Origin of the sequence: Facklamia sp. P12937, assembly GCF_050409505.1 — a bacterium.
GTDB lineage: Bacteria > Bacillota > Bacilli > Lactobacillales > Aerococcaceae > Facklamia.
On sequence record NZ_JBNUPI010000017.1, the window covers coordinates 1 to 17,761 of the forward strand.

A 17,761-nucleotide genomic window follows, 5' to 3' on the forward strand; every position below is an offset into this window, starting at 1 on the left:
CATAAGCATGCCCATTTAGAAGCACCTTGTGTAACATATGTTTGACAACTCTAGAGATAATATCGGCCTTATTCGCAATATTCGCTAGACGATATCCCTTTCTTTTGTTATAATGTTTCTTAGAGTGCTTGCATAGTGTCTATTAGTAGACTCTATGTAAGTAACAATTTTTATAGGTAACGCTTAGGAGGAACGGGTAGAATGTCAGAGTTTGTTGAGAATAATGAAGTAAATGAAGAAGTAGAAGCAACGGAAGAGGTTGAGACTACTCAAGTAGAAGAAAGCAATGGTTCAGAAACTATTGAAACAATGGAAGATGCTTTAGATAGTGTCTTAGATATTAAAAGTGGCGATACCGTTTACGGTGATGTTTTAGCTTTTGATGAAAATAATCAAGTACGTGTAGCAATTAAAAACAGTGGTGGATTAGAAGGGGTTATCCCAGCTAACGAACTAGCTGCAACACGCGTTGAAGATCCTACTGAAGTTGTAGCAATTGGTGATGAAATCGAATTAGTAGTTATCAAGCCAATCCAAGATAAAGAAAATGGCAACTTCTTATTATCTAAAAAACGTGTCGATGCTAAAAAAGTATGGGCAGAATTAAAAGAAAAATCAGAAAATGGCGAAACAATTGAAGCACCTGTTAAAGATGTTGTTAAGGGTGGTTTAGTAGTTGACGCTGGCGTTAGAGGATTTGTACCAGCTTCAATGGTAGAAGATTTCTTTGTGGATGACTTTTCACCTTATAAGGGTCAAACATTAGAGTTCAAGATTATTGAAATTGATGAAAACGATAACCGTTTAATCTTATCTCATAAAGAAATTGCACGTGAAAAACGCGAAGCTGAACGTGCTCAACGCATGGAAGAATTAGAAGAAAATACAATAGTAGAAGGTAAAGTAGCTCGTCTAACTAACTTCGGTGCTTTTATCGATTTAGGTGGTGTTGACGGATTGGTTCACATCAGCCGCATCGCTCACGAACACGTTAAACATCCAAGTGATAAATTAACTGTTGGTGAAACAATTGAAGTTAAAATCTTGTCAATCGACAAGGAAGAAGGACGTATTTCACTTTCAATCAAGGATACCTTAGAAGGACCTTGGGAAAATATTGAAGAAAAAGCACCAGAAGGTTCTGTACATACAGGAACTGTTAAACGTTTAACTAACTTTGGTGCCTTTGTGGAAGTATTCCCTGGTGTTGAAGGTTTAGTACATATTTCTCAAATCGCTCATGAGCATATTGAAACTCCTCAAGATCGTTTAACTGAAGGTCAAGAAGTTGAAGTGAAAGTTCTTTCAACAGATGCAGAAGCTCAAAGATTATCCCTTTCCATTAAAGCTTTATTAGACAAGCCTGAAGGTTACGAAGAACCAGTTCGTCGCGAACGTCAAGAATCAAATGATTCAGATCGTCCACGTCGTCCAAGAAGAAACCGTAATACAAATAATCAAACAGCTAACCGTTCTAACCAAGCCCGTCAAAACACTAACTCAATTAATGATGCAGCCAATGAAGGAAGCTTCACATTGGGTGACATGTTAGGCGATGCATTCAAGTCTTTACAAGACGATGCTGAGTAATCGATTCTAATAACATTACTTACTCCAATTGTTTCTTCCATTTTGCTGATTAGCTTAATGGAAGAAACAATTGGTTTTTAATTTATGGAGGTGAAAGTATGGAAATACCAGTAGTGGCTATTGTGGGCCGACCGAATGTCGGTAAGTCCACCTTATTTAATCGCTTAATTGGCGATCGTCTTTCGATTGTAGCCGATTATGAAGGGGTGACGCGTGATCGAATTTATGCAACAGGATCATGGTTAGGTCGTGAATTTCGACTGATTGATACCGGGGGTATTGATATGAGTGATGAACCCCTCATGCATAAAATTAAATACCAAGCTGAAATTGCAATGGAAGAAGCTGACGTTATTATTTTTATGACCTCAAGTCGAGAAGGCGTCACCGATGCGGATGAAGCCATAGCCCATTATTTACACCGCACCAATAAACCGGTGGTTTTAGCAGTCAATAAGGCGGACAATCCAGAACAAAGGCAGCAAGTCTATGAATTTTATGCTTTAGGTCATGGCGATCCCTATCCCATATCGTCTTCGCACGGAACCGGAACAGGGGATTTATTAGATCAATTAGTATCTCACTTCCCAGCCGATAGTCCGGATGCAGATGATCGCGAACGCATTCGTTTTTCTTTTATTGGACGGCCAAATGTCGGCAAGTCTAGCCTGGTTAATGCCTTATTACAAGAAGAACGTGTGATTGTATCCAATATTGAGGGAACAACCCGTGAAGCAGTCGATACCGATTTTGTTAGTCAATCTGGACGCCATTTTACAGCAATCGACACAGCAGGTATTCGTAAGCGAGGCAAGGTTTATGAAAATACCGAAAAATATTCTGTCATGCGAGCCTTATCAGCCATTGACCGTTCAGACATTGTCTGTCTAGTAATCGATGCAGAGACTGGCATTCGTGAACAGGATAAGAGGGTAGCAGGATACGCTTTTGAAGCCAATAAGGGCATGGTTATTTTAGTCAATAAATGGGATGCCGTCGATAAGACCGACAAATTATTTGAGAAATTTACCGATGATATCCGTAACGAATTCCAATACTTATCTTTTGCGCCCATTCTTTTCGTTTCTGCCAAGACGGGCCAACGTTTAGAGAAACTACCGGCTATTTTGGAAGAAATCTATGAAAACCGCTATCGTCGCATTCAATCTTCGGTCTTGAATGACGTTTTGATGGATGCGATTGCCATGAACCCTACACCCACTGATAAGGGACGTCGGCTTAAGATTTATTATATGACTCAAGTGGCTGTCAATCCACCAACCTTTGTCGTCTTTGTTAATGATACAGAATTAATGCACTTCTCTTATGTAAGATTCTTAGAGAACAGGATGCGTGATTCCTTTTATTTTGACGGTACACCGCTCAATCTAATTATTCGTAATCGAAATTAAGAGATAGGAAGATTTTGTTGTAAAATCAAGGTCAATTCGTTGTCTTAACCTTGATGTTATGTTATTCTATACAAGAAATAATCAACAGATGATTATTTTCCAATCTATAGAAATAAAGGAGGAGATATATTAATGGCAAATAAAGCAGAATTAGTAGAACGTGTAGCTGGAAAAACTAACTTAACAAAGAAAGATGTAACAGCCACTGTTGAAGCATTATTCGAATCAGTTCAAGAATTTTTATCTGAAGGTGAAAAAGTTCAGATTATTGGTTTCGGAACTTTCGAAGTTCGCGATCGTGCAGCTCGTAAAGGACGCAACCCACAAACTGGTGAAGAAATTGAGATTGCAGCCACTAAAGTTCCTGGCTTCAAAGCTGGTAAAGCTTTAAAAGAGGCAGTTAAATAATTAAGCATTAGATTGGTGATGAAAGTTTCTGGCTTTCATCACTTTTTTATTTAGCAGTCTTTATCCTCTAATAGTAATATGAAAATAGATTCAAAGGGATGATCTATTTGGTTGTCTTTGTCTAGCATGGTATAATAGGCTAGACATGGAGGGAACCAAAATGGATAATTTTTTCAGCTTAATGGAGTCTACTAATCAGATTGAGGAGCAATATAAGCTCTTTAAACGCCATTTAAAAAGAATGGATGGAATGGATGAAGCTTTTTTAGCGCAAATATTAGACCGAATGGCTTTTTGGGGTCAATCAGGCTACCGACATCTGCAGATTCAAGCTTATGAAGCTCTTTATCAAAAATTTCCGTCCTCAGTGTTAGCTTTTCTTTTAGGGTATAGTTATTCCGCAGTTAGTCAATATGACAGGGCTTATCAATGGTTGGATAAAGTCGATAAGCAAGACTTGGACCTAGAAGGTCGCTTATTGCTAGCGGATGTCAATCTTAAGCTAGGACATTTAAATGAAGCGCGCAAAGAATTACAAGCTATCATTAACGACCATCCAAGAGATTATCGAGCTTATCATCAAATGAGTGAATTCTATCGCATGCAGGCTATTAATGAAAAAGCAATCTACTATCTTGAGACCTTAATGGAATATTTTATCTCAGAGGATGATTCTTTAAGGCGCCAATGGCGAACAGATCTCTTAGCCCTTTATTTAAGTAGTGAGAGAATCGACACTGAAAAAATCAGTGCATTATTTGATCAAGATAATGAAGATTTGACGATTGAAACAGCTGATGAATGTTATTTATTGGCGCATTTTTATGCCCAAATTAATGATTTCAATCGATCAAATCATTTCTGCGAGTTAGGCCTTCAAATCGATCCCGACCATTTTGAATTAAGACTCTTACAATTAGAAAATTTAACCTATCTACAAGAAACTAGCCGATTTGCCAATCAGTTAGATCAACTATTAAAAAGCCTACCTCCATATGATGGAGTGGTTATGGATTGCCTGCGTTTGGCTGATCGAATGGGAGTCTTTACAGCCAAGCTCATTCAATTATTGGAGGATTACTACCCTTTATTGGATAATGCTGAGGATCAATTCTTAGTTCTCTCGGCCTATGTGGCTTATTATCTTGATCAAAAAGACTATCAACAGGCAAACTTGTTTATGGAAAAATTTGATTTACAAGCCATTGACGAGTCACTTTTGGCCTATTTAAAAGGCAAAATCTTATTTCATCAAGGACAAAAAGAGCAAGCTAAGGCTTATTTAGATCTAGCATGGGATCAACAAGTTCTTGCTAAAGATTTACCTGACATGATCCAGCAATTGTCCAATCTCTAGTCAATCTTAAAAACTCATGAGGGAGGTAAGACCATGGAAAATATTCAAGATAAACACTTATTTTTAAATTGGATGATTCTCAACCATCCTCATCCCAATCGCGAGATAATGATCTTTTTAGCCTATTTACAAATGAGGCCTAGTGAGCTGCAATGGGTTGAGTTTTCGCATGATGTCATCTATGCTCCAAGAGGAATAAAGATATCCTATCCCCCCTTGCAAGAGCCCCCCTTGGTCTATTATAAAGAAGATTATATCTACCATCAGATTGATCAAGCCTTTCACGATTTCCGGTTGAACTCACTTAAAAAGGGTCAAAGCTTTTACATAGAGTTTGATTTAGCCGATTATCAACTAGAGGCGATGCAAAGAGGTCTTTTAAAAGAAAATCCATTTGTCCCCATCCAAATGAAGGCTTTAGATCAAGTCAATCAAAGCTTACATCAAATTAGTCGCCAAGCTTATAAACAAATGATCATGGAAAAGATTGACGGTGCTTTAGAAACAAATAATTACGATCAAATTGAGCAATGGCTTGATCAATTTCAATCCGGTTTGGAGTGATAGCATGCAAATATCTTTAGAGGATTCGCTTTTTCAAGCGTCTATTCCTGTATTAAAAAAAATTGAGTCTCATGGCTATGAGGCTTATTTTGTTGGAGGGGCCATTCGCGATGTGCTATTAGAAAAATCAATAGGGGATATTGACATTGCGACTTCCGCCTTTCCTCAAGAAATTCAAACCATCTTTCCCAAACACTTTGATGTAGGCATCCAACATGGCACCATTGTGGTTTTATATCAAGGAAACTCTTATGAAATAACTACTTTCCGTACCGAATCGACTTATTCGGATTATCGAAGGCCCGACCATGTAGAATTTGTCAGAAATCTTGAGTTAGATACTCTGAGACGAGATTTCACGATCAACGCCATGGCAGTAGACGCCAAGGGCAATTTATATGATTTTCATGGGGGCTATCAAGATTTGAAAGATAAGTTGCTGAGGGCTGTCGGCGAGCCATTGGAACGTTTTCAAGAAGATGCCTTAAGAATCATGCGTGGCATTCGTTTTGCCTCTCAGTTAGGCTTTCAATTAGAAGAAAAAACTTTCCAAGCCATGTGCCAATTAGCTAGCAATCTGTCTAAAATTTCCATTGAACGCATCCGCATTGAATTAGAAAAGATGATGGCAGGGTCTTATTTAACACAAACCATTTCATCCTTTAAAAAGGCTAAGCTAGACCAAGCTTTCCCTCAAGCCAATCAATTTGATTATGTAGAAGGTTTGACTTACTTGGTAAATCAAACAACAGGACAAGCAGGGCTTAGTCCACTTATCACTTGGTCCTTGCTATTAAAGGGAATGGAAATTAATGATGAAAAGACTCAAAGACACTTGATGAAGCAGTGGACCTTATCTAATCGTTTAATGGAGCAAGTAGTCGCTTTTTTAAAGCTTGACCATGAAATTAGCCAGCAGACCTTCACCATCGAAACCGTCTATGGCTATGCTCAAGAAGTGATTGATCAAATGAATACTTATTTAGAAATCACTGATCAAATGGCTACCAAAAAAGAAATAGAAGTTTTAATAAGTAATTTACCTATTAGAAAGCGGCAAGAACTAGCCATTAATGGTAAGCAAATTATGCAAGCACTTAAAATGGCAAAAGGCGGGCCGGTGATTGGACAATTGCTCGATCAAATCGAAGCAAAGGTTATTAGAGGAGAATTAACTAATCAAACCGCTGCCATTATTGACTGGCTCAAAGACCAATAAATATATTAAAAGAGAGGAGGGACTTCATGAAATATGCCATCGTCGACCTCGAATCAACCGGACCACGTCTAGACAGTGGAGACCGAATTATTCAAATTGGGGCGGTTCTTATTGATCAAGGTCAAATCATTGGTCAATATGAAATGCTGATTAATCCTGAACGTGAGGTCCCACAAAACATCCAACAATTAACCGGTATCTCACAAGAAGAGGTTGATCAAGCACCTCTTTTTGAATCAGTTGCAAACTTATGGTTCAAGCGTTTAGAAGGTTGTCTTTTTGTAGCGCATAATCTCAACCATGACTTGACCTTTATGCAACACCATTTCCAAGCGTGTGGCTATGATTTTAACCCTTTGGCCATCGATTCCGTCAAGTTAGCTAAAATTATCTTCCCTCAGGCCACAGGATTCAATTTAACAGATTTAAGCTTCTATTTAGACATTCCCTTTAACCAGGCGCATCAAGCTTTAGCAGATGCCAAAATAACCGCAAAAATATTAAATGCGATGGCTAGCAAGTGGATGCAACTGCCTAGTAAAACACAAACCCTCTTATTGGATTTAGCTCAGGCTTTAGATAAGCAGGAAATTATTTTCTTTCAACAACCGCAGCAATTCATACTCAATCAAGCAGCAGACACTCAATTAGATAAAAAACCACCATTTGATCAAGAAAATCTTCTAAGTACGAAAGCAAAAGCTCAAATTAATTGGTTGTTAGAAAAAATGCAGACTACAAATCGATTAGTAGTAGAAGGACAATGGCGGCCAATTGATCCACTAGTGGTAAAATATTGGTTGCTTGAAGTTTTAGCTAAAAATAAGTCTTCGCTGGTATTAGCTGTTTCTAGTCAATCGGCTCTCGAAGAATGGGCTACTTTCTTCAAGCAAGAAGAAATCCCTTTTTCTTACTTATTGAGACCGAGTCAATATTTACATTTAGATCATTTTAAACGCTACCTTGATCAAGTGGTGATTTCTCAATTAAATCAGCAAGAAATTTTAGTGATTGCTTCAACCTTAGTCTGGCTAGAAGAGACCCAAACAGGCTTACTGATGGAAATGAACCAAGAATTGAAGATTAGCGATCAAATTAATCGCTTTAATCATGGGCTTTATCCGAATTATCGAGCCTCCTATTTTTACCAAAAAGCTTTATCCAATCATGATAAACAAGCAGTCGTACTGACTCAAACCAGCTATTTGATGGAAGAAGCGAGTCAAGAGGGCAGTTTTAGTAAACAGCAGCTCCTAGTGTGTGATAATCTCAGTCTATTAAGCAGACAATTGTCCTTTTTCCACCAAATACAGTTGGCTTATAGTCAACTCTTAATTTTGTGCCAACAAGTCTTGGATATCTTATATCATCAGGATCGAACGCATGCTGCTATTCAAGCTTCAATCTTAAGAATGGATCATTTAATTAATCTAATCCGGCAAGTATTGAATCTTTTAGAAAGTGAAATTCAAAATCACCACTTCCGAGCGGTTGAGCGGGAGTCCAGCAGAGAAGTCAAGGTGTCCTTGTCAACTACTCGAGCTATCTTAAGCATTCAACAGCAAATGCATAAGGCTTTAAAAACACTGCTTCAAGAACAAGCATTAAAAGATCTTTTAGCAAGCAAGCCACATCATCTTAAGATAAAAATGCTGCACCTACAGGCCTTTTTAAATAATTTAGACAACTTTCAAGCTAAAATTAATCAGTCCGAAGGTTATTTAACTATTCGTGTCAGCCAAATAGAAGATCGTTATTATCAATTCCAACTGACATGGAAACCCATTCGTTTAGTTCAAGAATATCAACATGCCTTTGAAAGCTTTCAACAAGTCTTACTCTTTAGTCCAGGGGATCTGCATTTTCGCTTAAATAGCGGGAGTTATTATCAGTTAGGACTCGATCTATACAACTACTTGCAATTACCACAACCAATGGAAAAGTTAGTCATTGACGTACCATTCGATTGGATTGCTAAAAAAAGTCAAGATTCTCAAAGAAATCAAGAGCAAGGTCGCTTAATCGGTGAAAACTTGCTTGAAAGCATTGAAGCTGATCAGCTGCCACCCTTAAGTCTGATTATTGTAAACAATCGCCAGCAAGCTATTGATGTTTATCGCCAAATAAAAGGCAAGTTAAAAGATCAAGAACAAGTTCGATTGTTGGGTCAACATGTATCTGGATCCTTAAATAAAATCAGACGGTTGGCTATGGATGATTGTGATACCATTTTAGTCATTCAATGGCAGTCGCTCTTAAATGAAAACTGGCTGTTAGATAAGCGACCTTGCCATATATTCTGGCTACGCTTACCTTTTAGATCGTTAGAAGATGCTTATATTTTAGCATTAGCAGACCACTTGAATCTGCCGTTCGAACTAATCTTTGATCACTTATTAATCGATCGAATGCTAGTCGATTTTGCCATTGCTTTCGACTATTTAGACCGCCACTTTAACTGTCAAAATTTCTGTTTGTTAGACGATCGTGTCTTTACCAAATATTATTCTAAAGAAATCAGACAGAAGCTTGAACATCTGGTAGAATTTAATTTACAATAAGGAATAGAATATTTTAGAGGGGAAGCATAGAAACTTATGAGTAAACGGACAGTTTCAATCTTGACATTCATCACCTTGTCAATCATGATAGCCTTATTAGCTGTTTTTATGAAAAGTCAGACAGCTTATAACTTGGCTCAAGAAGAAGCAATCGCTTTAGTGACATATGATTATGCGGTAGAAAAGGTTAATAATTTTTATTGGACCACCATTGATCAAGCAACCTTTGCTCTTGATTTTTTTGACGAGAATAATCAGCAACACTATGCTATTATTGAACGAGAAGGTGGAGACATTCATTACTATTCAGTGAACGAATTATTTACTGAAGAAGAAGCAAAATCCGTGACAGCTAGCCAAATTGAAGAGCCAAAGATTATGCAAGCTCGCTTAGGTCTTTATCAATCGGAACCTGTCTGGGAAATGACTTTAAAGAATGACAACAACACCATCACTTATTTTCTACTCTCTGCCAAGAACGGCAAGTGGATTCAAACCATATCAAACATATAAGTAGGAGGAAAATAAATGGAAACTATCACAATGAACCAAGCGGCATCACACTTAAACCAAAAAGTACAAATTAACGCTTGGTTAACAAACAAACGCTCTTCCGGTAAAATTGCCTTTTTACAACTACGTGACGGCAAGACTTACTTCCAAGGAATCGTCTTAAAAGCTGAAGTGGGAGATGAAGTATTTGATACTGTTAAGAGCTTGGGGCAGGAATCAAGTCTAAAACTAATCGGAACTGTTCAAGCTGACGACCGTTCTGCTTTAGGCTATGAACTTTTAGTTCATTCAGTGGAAGTGATCGGCGAAAGTCATGACTATCCAATTACACCTAAAGAACACGGGACAGACTTTTTAATGGATCACCGTCATTTATGGTTGCGTTCTAGTCGCCAGCATGCCATTATGCAAATTCGTAACGAAATTATCCGTGCAACTTATGAATTCTATAATGACCGTGGCTTCATTAAGATTGACCCACCCGTTCTAACTGGGTCAGCACCGGAAGGAACCACCGAACTGTTCCACACTAAGTATTTTGAAGAAGATGCTTATCTTTCTCAATCTGGTCAATTATATATGGAAGCAGCCGCTATGTCCTTTGGTAAAGTCTTCTCATTCGGACCAACTTTTAGAGCGGAAAAATCTAAAACTCGCCGTCACCTGATTGAGTTCTGGATGATGGAGCCTGAAATGGCCTTTACCGACCACGAACAAAGCTTAAAAGTCCAAGAAGAATATGTGGCTTACTTGGTACGTAATACGATTGACAACTGCAGCATGGCCTTGGAAACACTAGGACGTGATATTGATGTGCTTGAAAAGTATACTCAAGTTCCTTATCCACGTATTGAATACACTGAGGCCGTTCAATTATTAAAAGATAATGGTTTTGATGATATTGAGTGGGGCGATGATTTCGGTTCACCACACGAGACTTTTATTGCTAACCAACATGAACAACCAGTCTTCATTGTCAACTGGCCACGCTCTATCAAGCCTTTCTATATGAAAGTCAACCCTGACAACCCAGAAACCGTTTTATGTGCCGATATGATAGCGCCAGAAGGTTATGGCGAGATTATTGGTGGTTCACAAAGGATCGACGATTATGAGACTTTAGCAGAGAATATTAAGGCCTTTAATTTAGATCCAGCCGTTTATGCCTGGTATCTCGATCTAAGAAAATATGGTAATGTGCCCTGTTCTGGTTTTGGTTTAGGTCTTGAAAGAGCTGTTGCTTGGATTTCTGGTATTGAACATATCCGTGAAACATCACCATTCCCACGTTTGTTAAACCGTCTCTACCCATAAAAAGTAAGGAGTTGGACCAATGGCAAACTCAGTTTATGATTGGATGAAAACGGGTTACACCATGGTACCGAATCTTTTGATTGATCACTTTGGTCAACTAGGCCTTAATTCAAATGAATTTTTATTTATTACTTATCTCTTGAAGCAAATTAATCAGTCCCAATCTGCAGATACTATTATAAACTTATCCAATCAATTTGCTTGGGAGAGTGACCTTCTCTACGAAACACTCAATTCCTTGTTAGATAAGAACTATCTTAATATTGAATTAGTACCAGATGAAGAGGGTAAACAAACGGACCATTATACCTTGCGTCCCTTGTTTGATAAGTTAGATCAATTAGTGGCTGACCAAAAAACAAGTCAGACAGAAGCTCTGTCCAATAAACAAGTTCAAGCTGACCAGAAAGTTAAGGCCGGACAATTGATTCAAGTCTTTGAAGAAGCATTCGGCCGTTCACTTTCAAGTGTAGAATTAGAAACGCTCTACCAATGGATTCAAAAGGATGGTTATCAGCCAGATCTAGTCTATCAAGCACTTAAAGAAGCGGCTATTCGTCAAGTCTTTAATCTAAAGTATATTGACCGCATACTGCTGAATTGGCAAGAACAAAACATTCATACTGTAGATGAGGCTATAGTGGCAAGCAAGCAATACAACCACCGTAATCAAAGTATTCAATCAGAAAAACCCAATCAAACATCCAAATTTAAAATACCCATTTTAAAATGGCATAACAAGGACTAAAGAACCCGCCTAGCTGATCGGTGAGATTTATCGAACAGCTAGGCTTTATTTTGTACAAATAAAAGCTTCATCTTCCTATATAGGGAGGATGAAGCTTTTGAATAGGAGCCTAAATTTCTAAGGTCCGCCAATACTTTCGACAGTATTCAGTTTGTCTTCTGGATCAGATGGATTAGGATCTGGAGCCAGAGTCGTTTCGCTAATTTCTAAGGTAGTTTCTTCACTAGTAGTCGTTTCTTCGACAGATAAATCAAAGGTAATAATTAATTGATCAGAGGCAGAATGGCCATCGACAATGCGTAAGCCTAATTCATAATAGCCAGGAGCAGGTGCTGGAACTTTAAATTCAGTATCTGTTCCTGAATAGACGATTTCACCATTCAGTCTTAACTCAAAGCTAGCTTGAATGGTTAATGGTTCCCACTTGGCTTCAATTTCTTCAGTCTCTTCATTGTATTCCGCATCGAAACCACTTGGTGAAGCTAATACTTTATAAACAGGTGAAATCTGGGTCGGTTGACTACCTTTTACAAAGAGTTCATTTGACCGCATATTGGCAGGTGTTTGGGGACTTGGTTTTTGCAGTGGCTGGGTATATTTTTCAATTTCAGCTACTTCGACCGAGTCTGGTTTTTGCCAATCAGCTATCGGGACTTCTTGCATCAGATATTGAATCATCTGGCTGTAAATCAGCTGTGGAATAAGTGAATCCTGATAGCTCAATTGATTACCAGCCTTATAAGGATCATCATAGCCCACCCAAGTGGCAATGGCATATTGCGGTGTAAAACCAGCATACCAAGCATCGGGTGCAGCAAAACTTTGTGGATCAATGCCAATTTCCGTTCTTTGTTGGTCGGAATAGTTGGTTGTTCCGGTCTTACCAGCATGGTAGAGACCATTGACGCCTGCTTTTTCAGCAAAGGTTCCAGGAACCCCCTTTAAGATATCCACTAACATATAAGCAGTAGAGTCTTTCATAGCTTGACGACTTTCCGCTTGAAATTCTTGAATGGTTCCTGCTTGAGTAACGACTTTGTTAACGGTATAGGGTTTATGATAGTTACCATAATTAGCAATAGTCGCATAGGCAGCCGATAATTGAATGGGCGTCATTTCACCCCCAATGGCATTGGATTCGACTAATTCGCGTTGGTTATTGTTCTTAATATTTATATCCATCTTTTGTAGGAAGGAATAAGACTTGTCTAAGCCCACTTCTTGTAAGAGTTTCAAGGCCGGGATATTACGTGAACCTACTAAGGCTTCTCTAAGTGTTTGTTTTCCCTTGTAGTCTCTATCATAATTATAAATTTCATCCCCCGAGGTATAAGTGTAAGGTTCATCAACGACCGTTTGGCCAGTTGAATAATTGAGGTATTCAATCGCTGGTCCATAATCGGCTAACGGTTTCATAGTGGAACCGATACTGCGGTTAAGGGTGGCTGTGCGGTTAAGTCCCATAGCTACTTCTTGGTTACGTCCACCGGATAGGGCGGTGAGCTGTCCATTATCGACATTGATGATAGAAACAGCTGTTTGCATTTCATCATTAGGGAAGAGATTGCCATTAGCATCTTGAACCGTTTGATAGAGATATTTTTGAGCGTCTATATCGAGATTGGTGTAAATTTCTAGACCATCCGTATAGACATTTAAGTTCATTTTATCTTGAACTTCTTGAGCGACGACATCGATATAGGCATCGACAATTAAGTCCATTTCACTAAGGGTGTCATCATTTAAAGGAGACAGCATGGAAGCCACTGGAATAGCCACAGCTTCATCATATTGAGCTTGACTAATCATTTGACGTTTGAGCATGACCTGTAAGACGGTATCCCGACGCTCTTGGGCGACTTCAGGATAAAGATAGGGATCATACTGCGTAGGGGCTTGCGGTAATCCAGCCAAAAGAGCAGCTTCTGCTAGAGTCAGATCTTTTAAGTCTTTATCAAAGAAAGACCGAGCAGCTGTTTTAGCCCCATAAACATTGTTAGAATAAAACAATTTATTGAGATAGAGAGAGAGGATTTCTTCTTTGGAATATTCTTGCTCCAACTTCAAGGACAACCAAGCTTCTTGGGCCTTTCTTTCTAAGGTTTGATCTTCAAATTTAGTGGAAAAAACCGATAATTTGACCAACTGTTGAGTAATGGTAGAACCACCTTGGCGAATGTCACCCGCTCTAAGGTTGGCTATGGCCGCCCCTACAATTCGGATAGGGTCAACTCCTTTGTGTTCCATAAAGCGCGCATCTTCAATGGCTAAGACCGCTTGTTTTAAGACTTCAGGGACTTGATCGGCTGTCATTAGATCGCGGTTCTTACCACCCAGGGTTTTGACCAAATTACCTCTATTATCAAAGACTTTAGAAGAGACTTGACCAGTTAAATCGTCTTGGTCAATCTCAGGGGCTGACATGGCATAATAAGTAAAGAGACCAGCACCAGCTATTAAAGTAAGTAGACCTAAAGACAGGCCTATTATGACAATGCGCTTGAACCAGGTCATGAAATTTGTTTTTGATCTCTTAGGGGGATGTTGTTGATGATATTTTTTTCTTTCTACGCGACTTCCTGTCACCATATTTATTCCTCGTTTCTATTAGAGACTTTTTATTTGACTTCTTCTAAGTAGGCATCCAAGGCACTTAAATAATCGACTGAAATAGGAAATTTGCCTTGGGGACAAGCATAAGCATGGGCTTGAATAAAACTATAAGGGATGCTTTGCTTTTGGTTTTTTTGCAAGAAATTTTCAAGCAGGGGATAGGGAATCAGATAGATTGCATCGTGTACCCTAAAGTAGATCAACAAAAAGACGATGCCTCCTTGCTGGAAGCAAAGCTTCATATGTTCGATTTGATGGTCATGTAAATTGGATAAAGGGAAAGAGGTCTTGTTACGCGTTTCCTTAGTCTCAAAGTCAATATACCTGCCCAGATAGACACCATTATAGTCAGTGGTAGAGGCCTGACGAAAATAGGCTTCAGTAATACGGGCGGCTGATCGTTTGGGGTAATCGACTTTGACAATCTGCACTGGTGTTGGCTTTTTATGAATGACCGCCAGTTGCCGGTTTAAATAATAAGCATTACTCTGATTGATCATTTCTTCAAAGGACATCCCTCGACTACCGTATTGTGTTTTTTGTTTGGATGTTATTTCTTTCCTTTTAAATTTAAAACGCGGACCTTGTCCTGCAGGATAATTAAACATGGACTCACTCCTCAATAAGTCTTATTATAGCGAATTTTTAGTCAGATACCTAGTTTCAATTCAGACTTATTCTAAGACCTAGTCTAACAACAAAAAATGAATTTTATTAGACTTTATTGGTAATATTGATTTGGTGTTTACAAAAGCAAGGAATTTCGTTAAAATGTATGGGTATGTAAATTATATACTAGTCTTGGAGGAAGAATAATTATGACAACTAAATTTGAAAAAAGCTCTATCAATGAAGGAGTTTTAACATTTGAAATTCCAGTAGAAGATATCAACAAAGGCTTAGATAAAGCTTACAATAAAGTACGTAAAAATATCTCTGTACCTGGATTTCGTAAAGGGAAAGTACCACGTCAAATCTTCAACAATGTTTATGGTGAAGCTTCATTATATGAAGAAGTATTAAACCAATTAATCCCAGGCGCCTATCAACAAGCTGTGGAAGAAGCAGAGATTGAAGCGGTTACTCAACCTGAAATTGATATTGAATCAATGGAAAAAGGGAAGCCATGGGTTATTACTGCCAAAGTTACCTTAAAACCAGAAGTTAAATTAGGTGAATACAAGGGCTTAACAGTAGAAAAACAAGACCGCCAGGTAAGCGATGAAGATGTAGAAAAGCGCTTAGAAGAAAAGCGTCAACAATTAGCAGAATTAGTTGTTAAAGAAGATGCAGCGGTTGAAGGCGATACTGTCGTAATCGACTATGAAGGTTTCCGCGACGGGGAACCATTCGAAGGGGGTAAAGGTGAAAACCATTCCTTAGAATTAGGTTCCAATTCATTCATTCCTGGCTTTGAAGATCAACTAGTAGGTGCTAAACCTGGTGATGATGTAGAAGTTAAAGTTACTTTTCCTGAAGAATACCATGCGGAGGAGCTGGCTGGTCAAGACGCTATGTTCAAAGTGCGTGTTCACGAAGTAAAAGCAAAAGAATTACCAGAATTCGATGATGAATTTGCTAAAGATGCAGATGACGAAGTAGAAAGCTTGGACGAATTACGTAATAAAGTACGTGTTCAATTAGAAGAAGAAAAAGAAAAGCAAGCTAAAGAGGTCATTGAAGATTTAGCATTACGTCAAGCGGTTGAAAATGCTGAAATCGTCGAAATGCCTGAAGCAATGGTTCACGAAGAAATCCACCGTCAAATGGATCACTTCTTAAACAACTTGAAGCGTCAAGGAATTAACGAAGATCTCTATTACCAAATTTCTGGTAGCACTCGTGAAGATCTCCATGAACAGTTTGCAGAAGAAGCAGACCTAAGAACTAAAACGAACTTAGTCTTAGAAGCAATCGTTGCAAAAGAAAAGATTGATGTCAATGAAGAAGAAGTTAATAAGGAAATTGAATTATTAGCCAATCAATACGGAATGCCAACTGATCAAGTGAAACAATATGTGACTGAAGATATGTTGAAGTCTGATATTCGCTTGAAGAAAGCCATGAGCTTAATTGTTGACTCTGTTGAAGAAAAATAGGATACTAAAATAGAAGAAATAATAAAAGAGGGATCGCAACAGTCTGATTTTAAAGTGACTTTTGCGTCCCTTTTTACTCTTATTTAAGTAAGTAAGACCAAAAAGGAGGAAACATGGGAAAGACTACAAATATCAATGATTATTACTGCTCGTTTTGTGGTAAATCACAAGATGAAGTCGATAAGATTATTGCTGGACCAGATGTTTTCATCTGTAACGAATGTGTTGATTTATGCCAATCAATCATTCAAGAAGAGATGCGCTTTGAAAAAGAGCAAGAACCAGTTAAAGTGTTAAAACCGCAAGAGATTGTTGATCAACTAAACCAATATGTGATTGGCCAAGATCAAGCTAAGAAATCTTTAGCCGTGGCAGTTTATAATCATTATAAGCGCATCAACTTTAAAGCCCTTGATGACGATGATGTCGAATTGCAAAAGTCTAATATCTGTATTATCGGTCCGACCGGTTCGGGTAAAACCTACTTAGCCCAGAGCTTGGCTCGCATTATAAATGTTCCTTTTGCCATAGCGGACGCTACCACCCTAACCGAAGCAGGCTATGTGGGGGAAGACGTTGAAAATATCTTACTGAAATTAGTACAAGCTGCTGATTATGATATTGAACGTGCTCAAAAAGGGATTATTTATGTGGATGAAATCGATAAGATTGCACGAAAATCTGAAAACACCTCGATTACCCGTGATGTTTCAGGTGAAGGTGTCCAACAAGCTCTACTTAAAATTTTAGAAGGAACGGTAGCCAATATCCCACCTAAAGGAGGGCGTAAGCACCCTAACCAAGATTATATTCAAATCGACACCTCGCAAATTCTCTTTATTGTAGGTGGAGCCTTTGCTGGCATTGAAACTACGATTAAAGAACGTTTAGGCTCTAAAGTAATTGGTTTTGGTACGGATACTCACCGACAACATAGTGATGAGAATATCATGCAATTAGCCAGTTCAGAAGACTTGCTTAAATTCGGCTTAATTCCCGAATTCATTGGACGATTGCCCATCTTAACGGTCTTGGATCAATTATCACAAGAAGATTTAGTCAGTATCTTAACCCAACCTAAGAACGCTTTGGTTAAACAATACCAACGTCTTTTAGAAATGGAAGATGTCAAACTAGAGTTTGAAGAAGCGGCCTTGGAAGAAATTGCTCACCAGGCTATTATTCGCGACACTGGAGCGCGTGGTTTAAGGTCAATCTTAGAAAACACTATGTTAGATATTATGTTTGAAGTACCACAAAGAGAAGATATTTCACGCATCAAGGTCACAAAAGACACGGTATTGGGCAAAAGTCGCGCCACTTATTATAATAAGAGTAATCGCAAGATAAGCAAATAAAAAAT

14 protein-coding genes are annotated in these 17,761 nt (G+C 38.4%); 12 read left to right on the forward strand and 2 right to left on the reverse strand.

Features of this window, described 5'->3' with window-relative positions; all coding sequences use genetic code 11:
• Nucleotides 1–309: 309 nt before the first annotated feature.
• The 10 genes from rpsA (at nucleotide 310) to ACQV2R_RS07025 (ending at nucleotide 11,686) form a co-directional block, all read left to right on the forward strand.
• Nucleotides 310–1,590, forward strand: coding sequence for a 30S ribosomal protein S1 (gene rpsA / locus ACQV2R_RS06980; RefSeq protein WP_428874828.1), 1,281 nt, complete (start codon nucleotides 310–312; stop codon nucleotides 1,588–1,590).
• Nucleotides 1,591–1,688: 98 nt separating this feature from the next.
• Complete coding sequence (gene der, locus ACQV2R_RS06985) at nucleotides 1,689–3,002, forward strand: ribosome biogenesis GTPase Der (RefSeq protein WP_428873711.1); 1,314 nt, start codon at nucleotides 1,689–1,691, stop codon at nucleotides 3,000–3,002.
• A 132-nt stretch (nucleotides 3,003–3,134) separates the two neighbouring features.
• The gene (locus ACQV2R_RS06990; RefSeq protein WP_428873710.1) at nucleotides 3,135–3,410 is read left to right on the forward strand and encodes an HU family DNA-binding protein; all 276 of its coding nucleotides are present in this window, start codon (nucleotides 3,135–3,137) and stop codon (nucleotides 3,408–3,410) included.
• Nucleotides 3,411–3,570: 160 nt separating this feature from the next.
• Entirely contained in the window at nucleotides 3,571–4,767 is a 1,197-nt protein-coding gene (locus ACQV2R_RS06995) for a tetratricopeptide repeat protein (RefSeq protein ID WP_428873709.1), read from the forward strand.
• A 33-nt stretch (nucleotides 4,768–4,800) separates the two neighbouring features.
• On the forward strand, nucleotides 4,801–5,331 hold the full coding sequence (locus tag ACQV2R_RS07000) for a YpiB family protein (protein ID WP_428873708.1): 531 nt from the start codon (nucleotides 4,801–4,803) through the stop codon (nucleotides 5,329–5,331).
• A 4-nt stretch (nucleotides 5,332–5,335) separates the two neighbouring features.
• The gene (locus ACQV2R_RS07005; protein WP_428892002.1) at nucleotides 5,336–6,550 is read left to right on the forward strand and encodes a CCA tRNA nucleotidyltransferase; all 1,215 of its coding nucleotides are present in this window, start codon (nucleotides 5,336–5,338) and stop codon (nucleotides 6,548–6,550) included.
• A 26-nt stretch (nucleotides 6,551–6,576) separates the two neighbouring features.
• Complete coding sequence (locus tag ACQV2R_RS07010; RefSeq protein ID WP_428892003.1) at nucleotides 6,577–9,111, forward strand: 3'-5' exonuclease; 2,535 nt, start codon at nucleotides 6,577–6,579, stop codon at nucleotides 9,109–9,111.
• Nucleotides 9,112–9,147: 36 nt separating this feature from the next.
• A complete protein-coding gene (locus ACQV2R_RS07015) occupies nucleotides 9,148–9,624 on the forward strand; it encodes a hypothetical protein (protein ID WP_428892004.1) in 477 nt (158 codons plus the stop codon).
• 15 nt (nucleotides 9,625–9,639) lie between these two features.
• Nucleotides 9,640–10,938, forward strand: coding sequence for an asparagine--tRNA ligase (gene asnS / locus ACQV2R_RS07020; protein WP_428874784.1), 1,299 nt, complete (start codon nucleotides 9,640–9,642; stop codon nucleotides 10,936–10,938).
• Nucleotides 10,939–10,957: 19 nt separating this feature from the next.
• Entirely contained in the window at nucleotides 10,958–11,686 is a 729-nt protein-coding gene (locus tag ACQV2R_RS07025) for a DnaD domain-containing protein (RefSeq protein WP_428875889.1), read from the forward strand.
• 117 nt (nucleotides 11,687–11,803) lie between these two features.
• Here the strand turns inward: ACQV2R_RS07025 and ACQV2R_RS07030 are convergent, their stop codons facing one another.
• On the reverse strand, nucleotides 11,804–14,275 hold the full coding sequence (locus tag ACQV2R_RS07030) for a transglycosylase domain-containing protein (protein ID WP_428892005.1): 2,472 nt from the start codon (nucleotides 14,273–14,275) through the stop codon (nucleotides 11,804–11,806).
• 29 nt (nucleotides 14,276–14,304) lie between these two features.
• Nucleotides 14,305–14,907 carry a Holliday junction resolvase RecU gene (gene recU, locus ACQV2R_RS07035; RefSeq protein ID WP_428873701.1) on the reverse strand — a complete coding sequence of 201 codons (603 nt, stop codon included), beginning with the start codon at nucleotides 14,905–14,907 and terminating at the stop codon, nucleotides 14,305–14,307.
• 210 nt (nucleotides 14,908–15,117) lie between these two features.
• Between recU and tig the strand changes: the two genes are divergently transcribed.
• Nucleotides 15,118–16,398 carry a trigger factor gene (tig, locus tag ACQV2R_RS07040; RefSeq protein ID WP_428892006.1) on the forward strand — a complete coding sequence of 427 codons (1,281 nt, stop codon included), beginning with the start codon at nucleotides 15,118–15,120 and terminating at the stop codon, nucleotides 16,396–16,398.
• Between the two features lie 113 nt (nucleotides 16,399–16,511).
• Nucleotides 16,512–17,756, forward strand: coding sequence for an ATP-dependent Clp protease ATP-binding subunit ClpX (clpX, locus tag ACQV2R_RS07045; protein WP_428875885.1), 1,245 nt, complete (start codon nucleotides 16,512–16,514; stop codon nucleotides 17,754–17,756).
• The last annotated feature ends 5 nt before the right edge of the window (nucleotides 17,757–17,761 follow it).

Coding starts and splice junctions, on each gene's coding strand:
- tig (WP_428892006.1), top strand. CDS start 15,118: ATGACAACTAAATTTGAAAAAAGCTCTATCAATGAAGGAGTTTTAACA.
- ACQV2R_RS07030 (WP_428892005.1), bottom strand. CDS start 14,275: ATGGTGACAGGAAGTCGCGTAGAAAGAAAAAAATATCATCAACAACAT.
- ACQV2R_RS07010 (WP_428892003.1), top strand. CDS start 6,577: ATGAAATATGCCATCGTCGACCTCGAATCAACCGGACCACGTCTAGAC.
- ACQV2R_RS07015 (WP_428892004.1), top strand. CDS start 9,148: ATGAGTAAACGGACAGTTTCAATCTTGACATTCATCACCTTGTCAATC.
- clpX (WP_428875885.1), top strand. CDS start 16,512: ATGGGAAAGACTACAAATATCAATGATTATTACTGCTCGTTTTGTGGT.
- recU (WP_428873701.1), bottom strand. CDS start 14,907: ATGTTTAATTATCCTGCAGGACAAGGTCCGCGTTTTAAATTTAAAAGG.
- ACQV2R_RS06990 (WP_428873710.1), top strand. CDS start 3,135: ATGGCAAATAAAGCAGAATTAGTAGAACGTGTAGCTGGAAAAACTAAC.
- ACQV2R_RS07025 (WP_428875889.1), top strand. CDS start 10,958: ATGGCAAACTCAGTTTATGATTGGATGAAAACGGGTTACACCATGGTA.
- der (WP_428873711.1), top strand. CDS start 1,689: ATGGAAATACCAGTAGTGGCTATTGTGGGCCGACCGAATGTCGGTAAG.
- ACQV2R_RS06995 (WP_428873709.1), top strand. CDS start 3,571: ATGGATAATTTTTTCAGCTTAATGGAGTCTACTAATCAGATTGAGGAG.
- rpsA (WP_428874828.1), top strand. CDS start 310: ATGGAAGATGCTTTAGATAGTGTCTTAGATATTAAAAGTGGCGATACC.
- ACQV2R_RS07005 (WP_428892002.1), top strand. CDS start 5,336: ATGCAAATATCTTTAGAGGATTCGCTTTTTCAAGCGTCTATTCCTGTA.
- ACQV2R_RS07000 (WP_428873708.1), top strand. CDS start 4,801: ATGGAAAATATTCAAGATAAACACTTATTTTTAAATTGGATGATTCTC.
- asnS (WP_428874784.1), top strand. CDS start 9,640: ATGGAAACTATCACAATGAACCAAGCGGCATCACACTTAAACCAAAAA.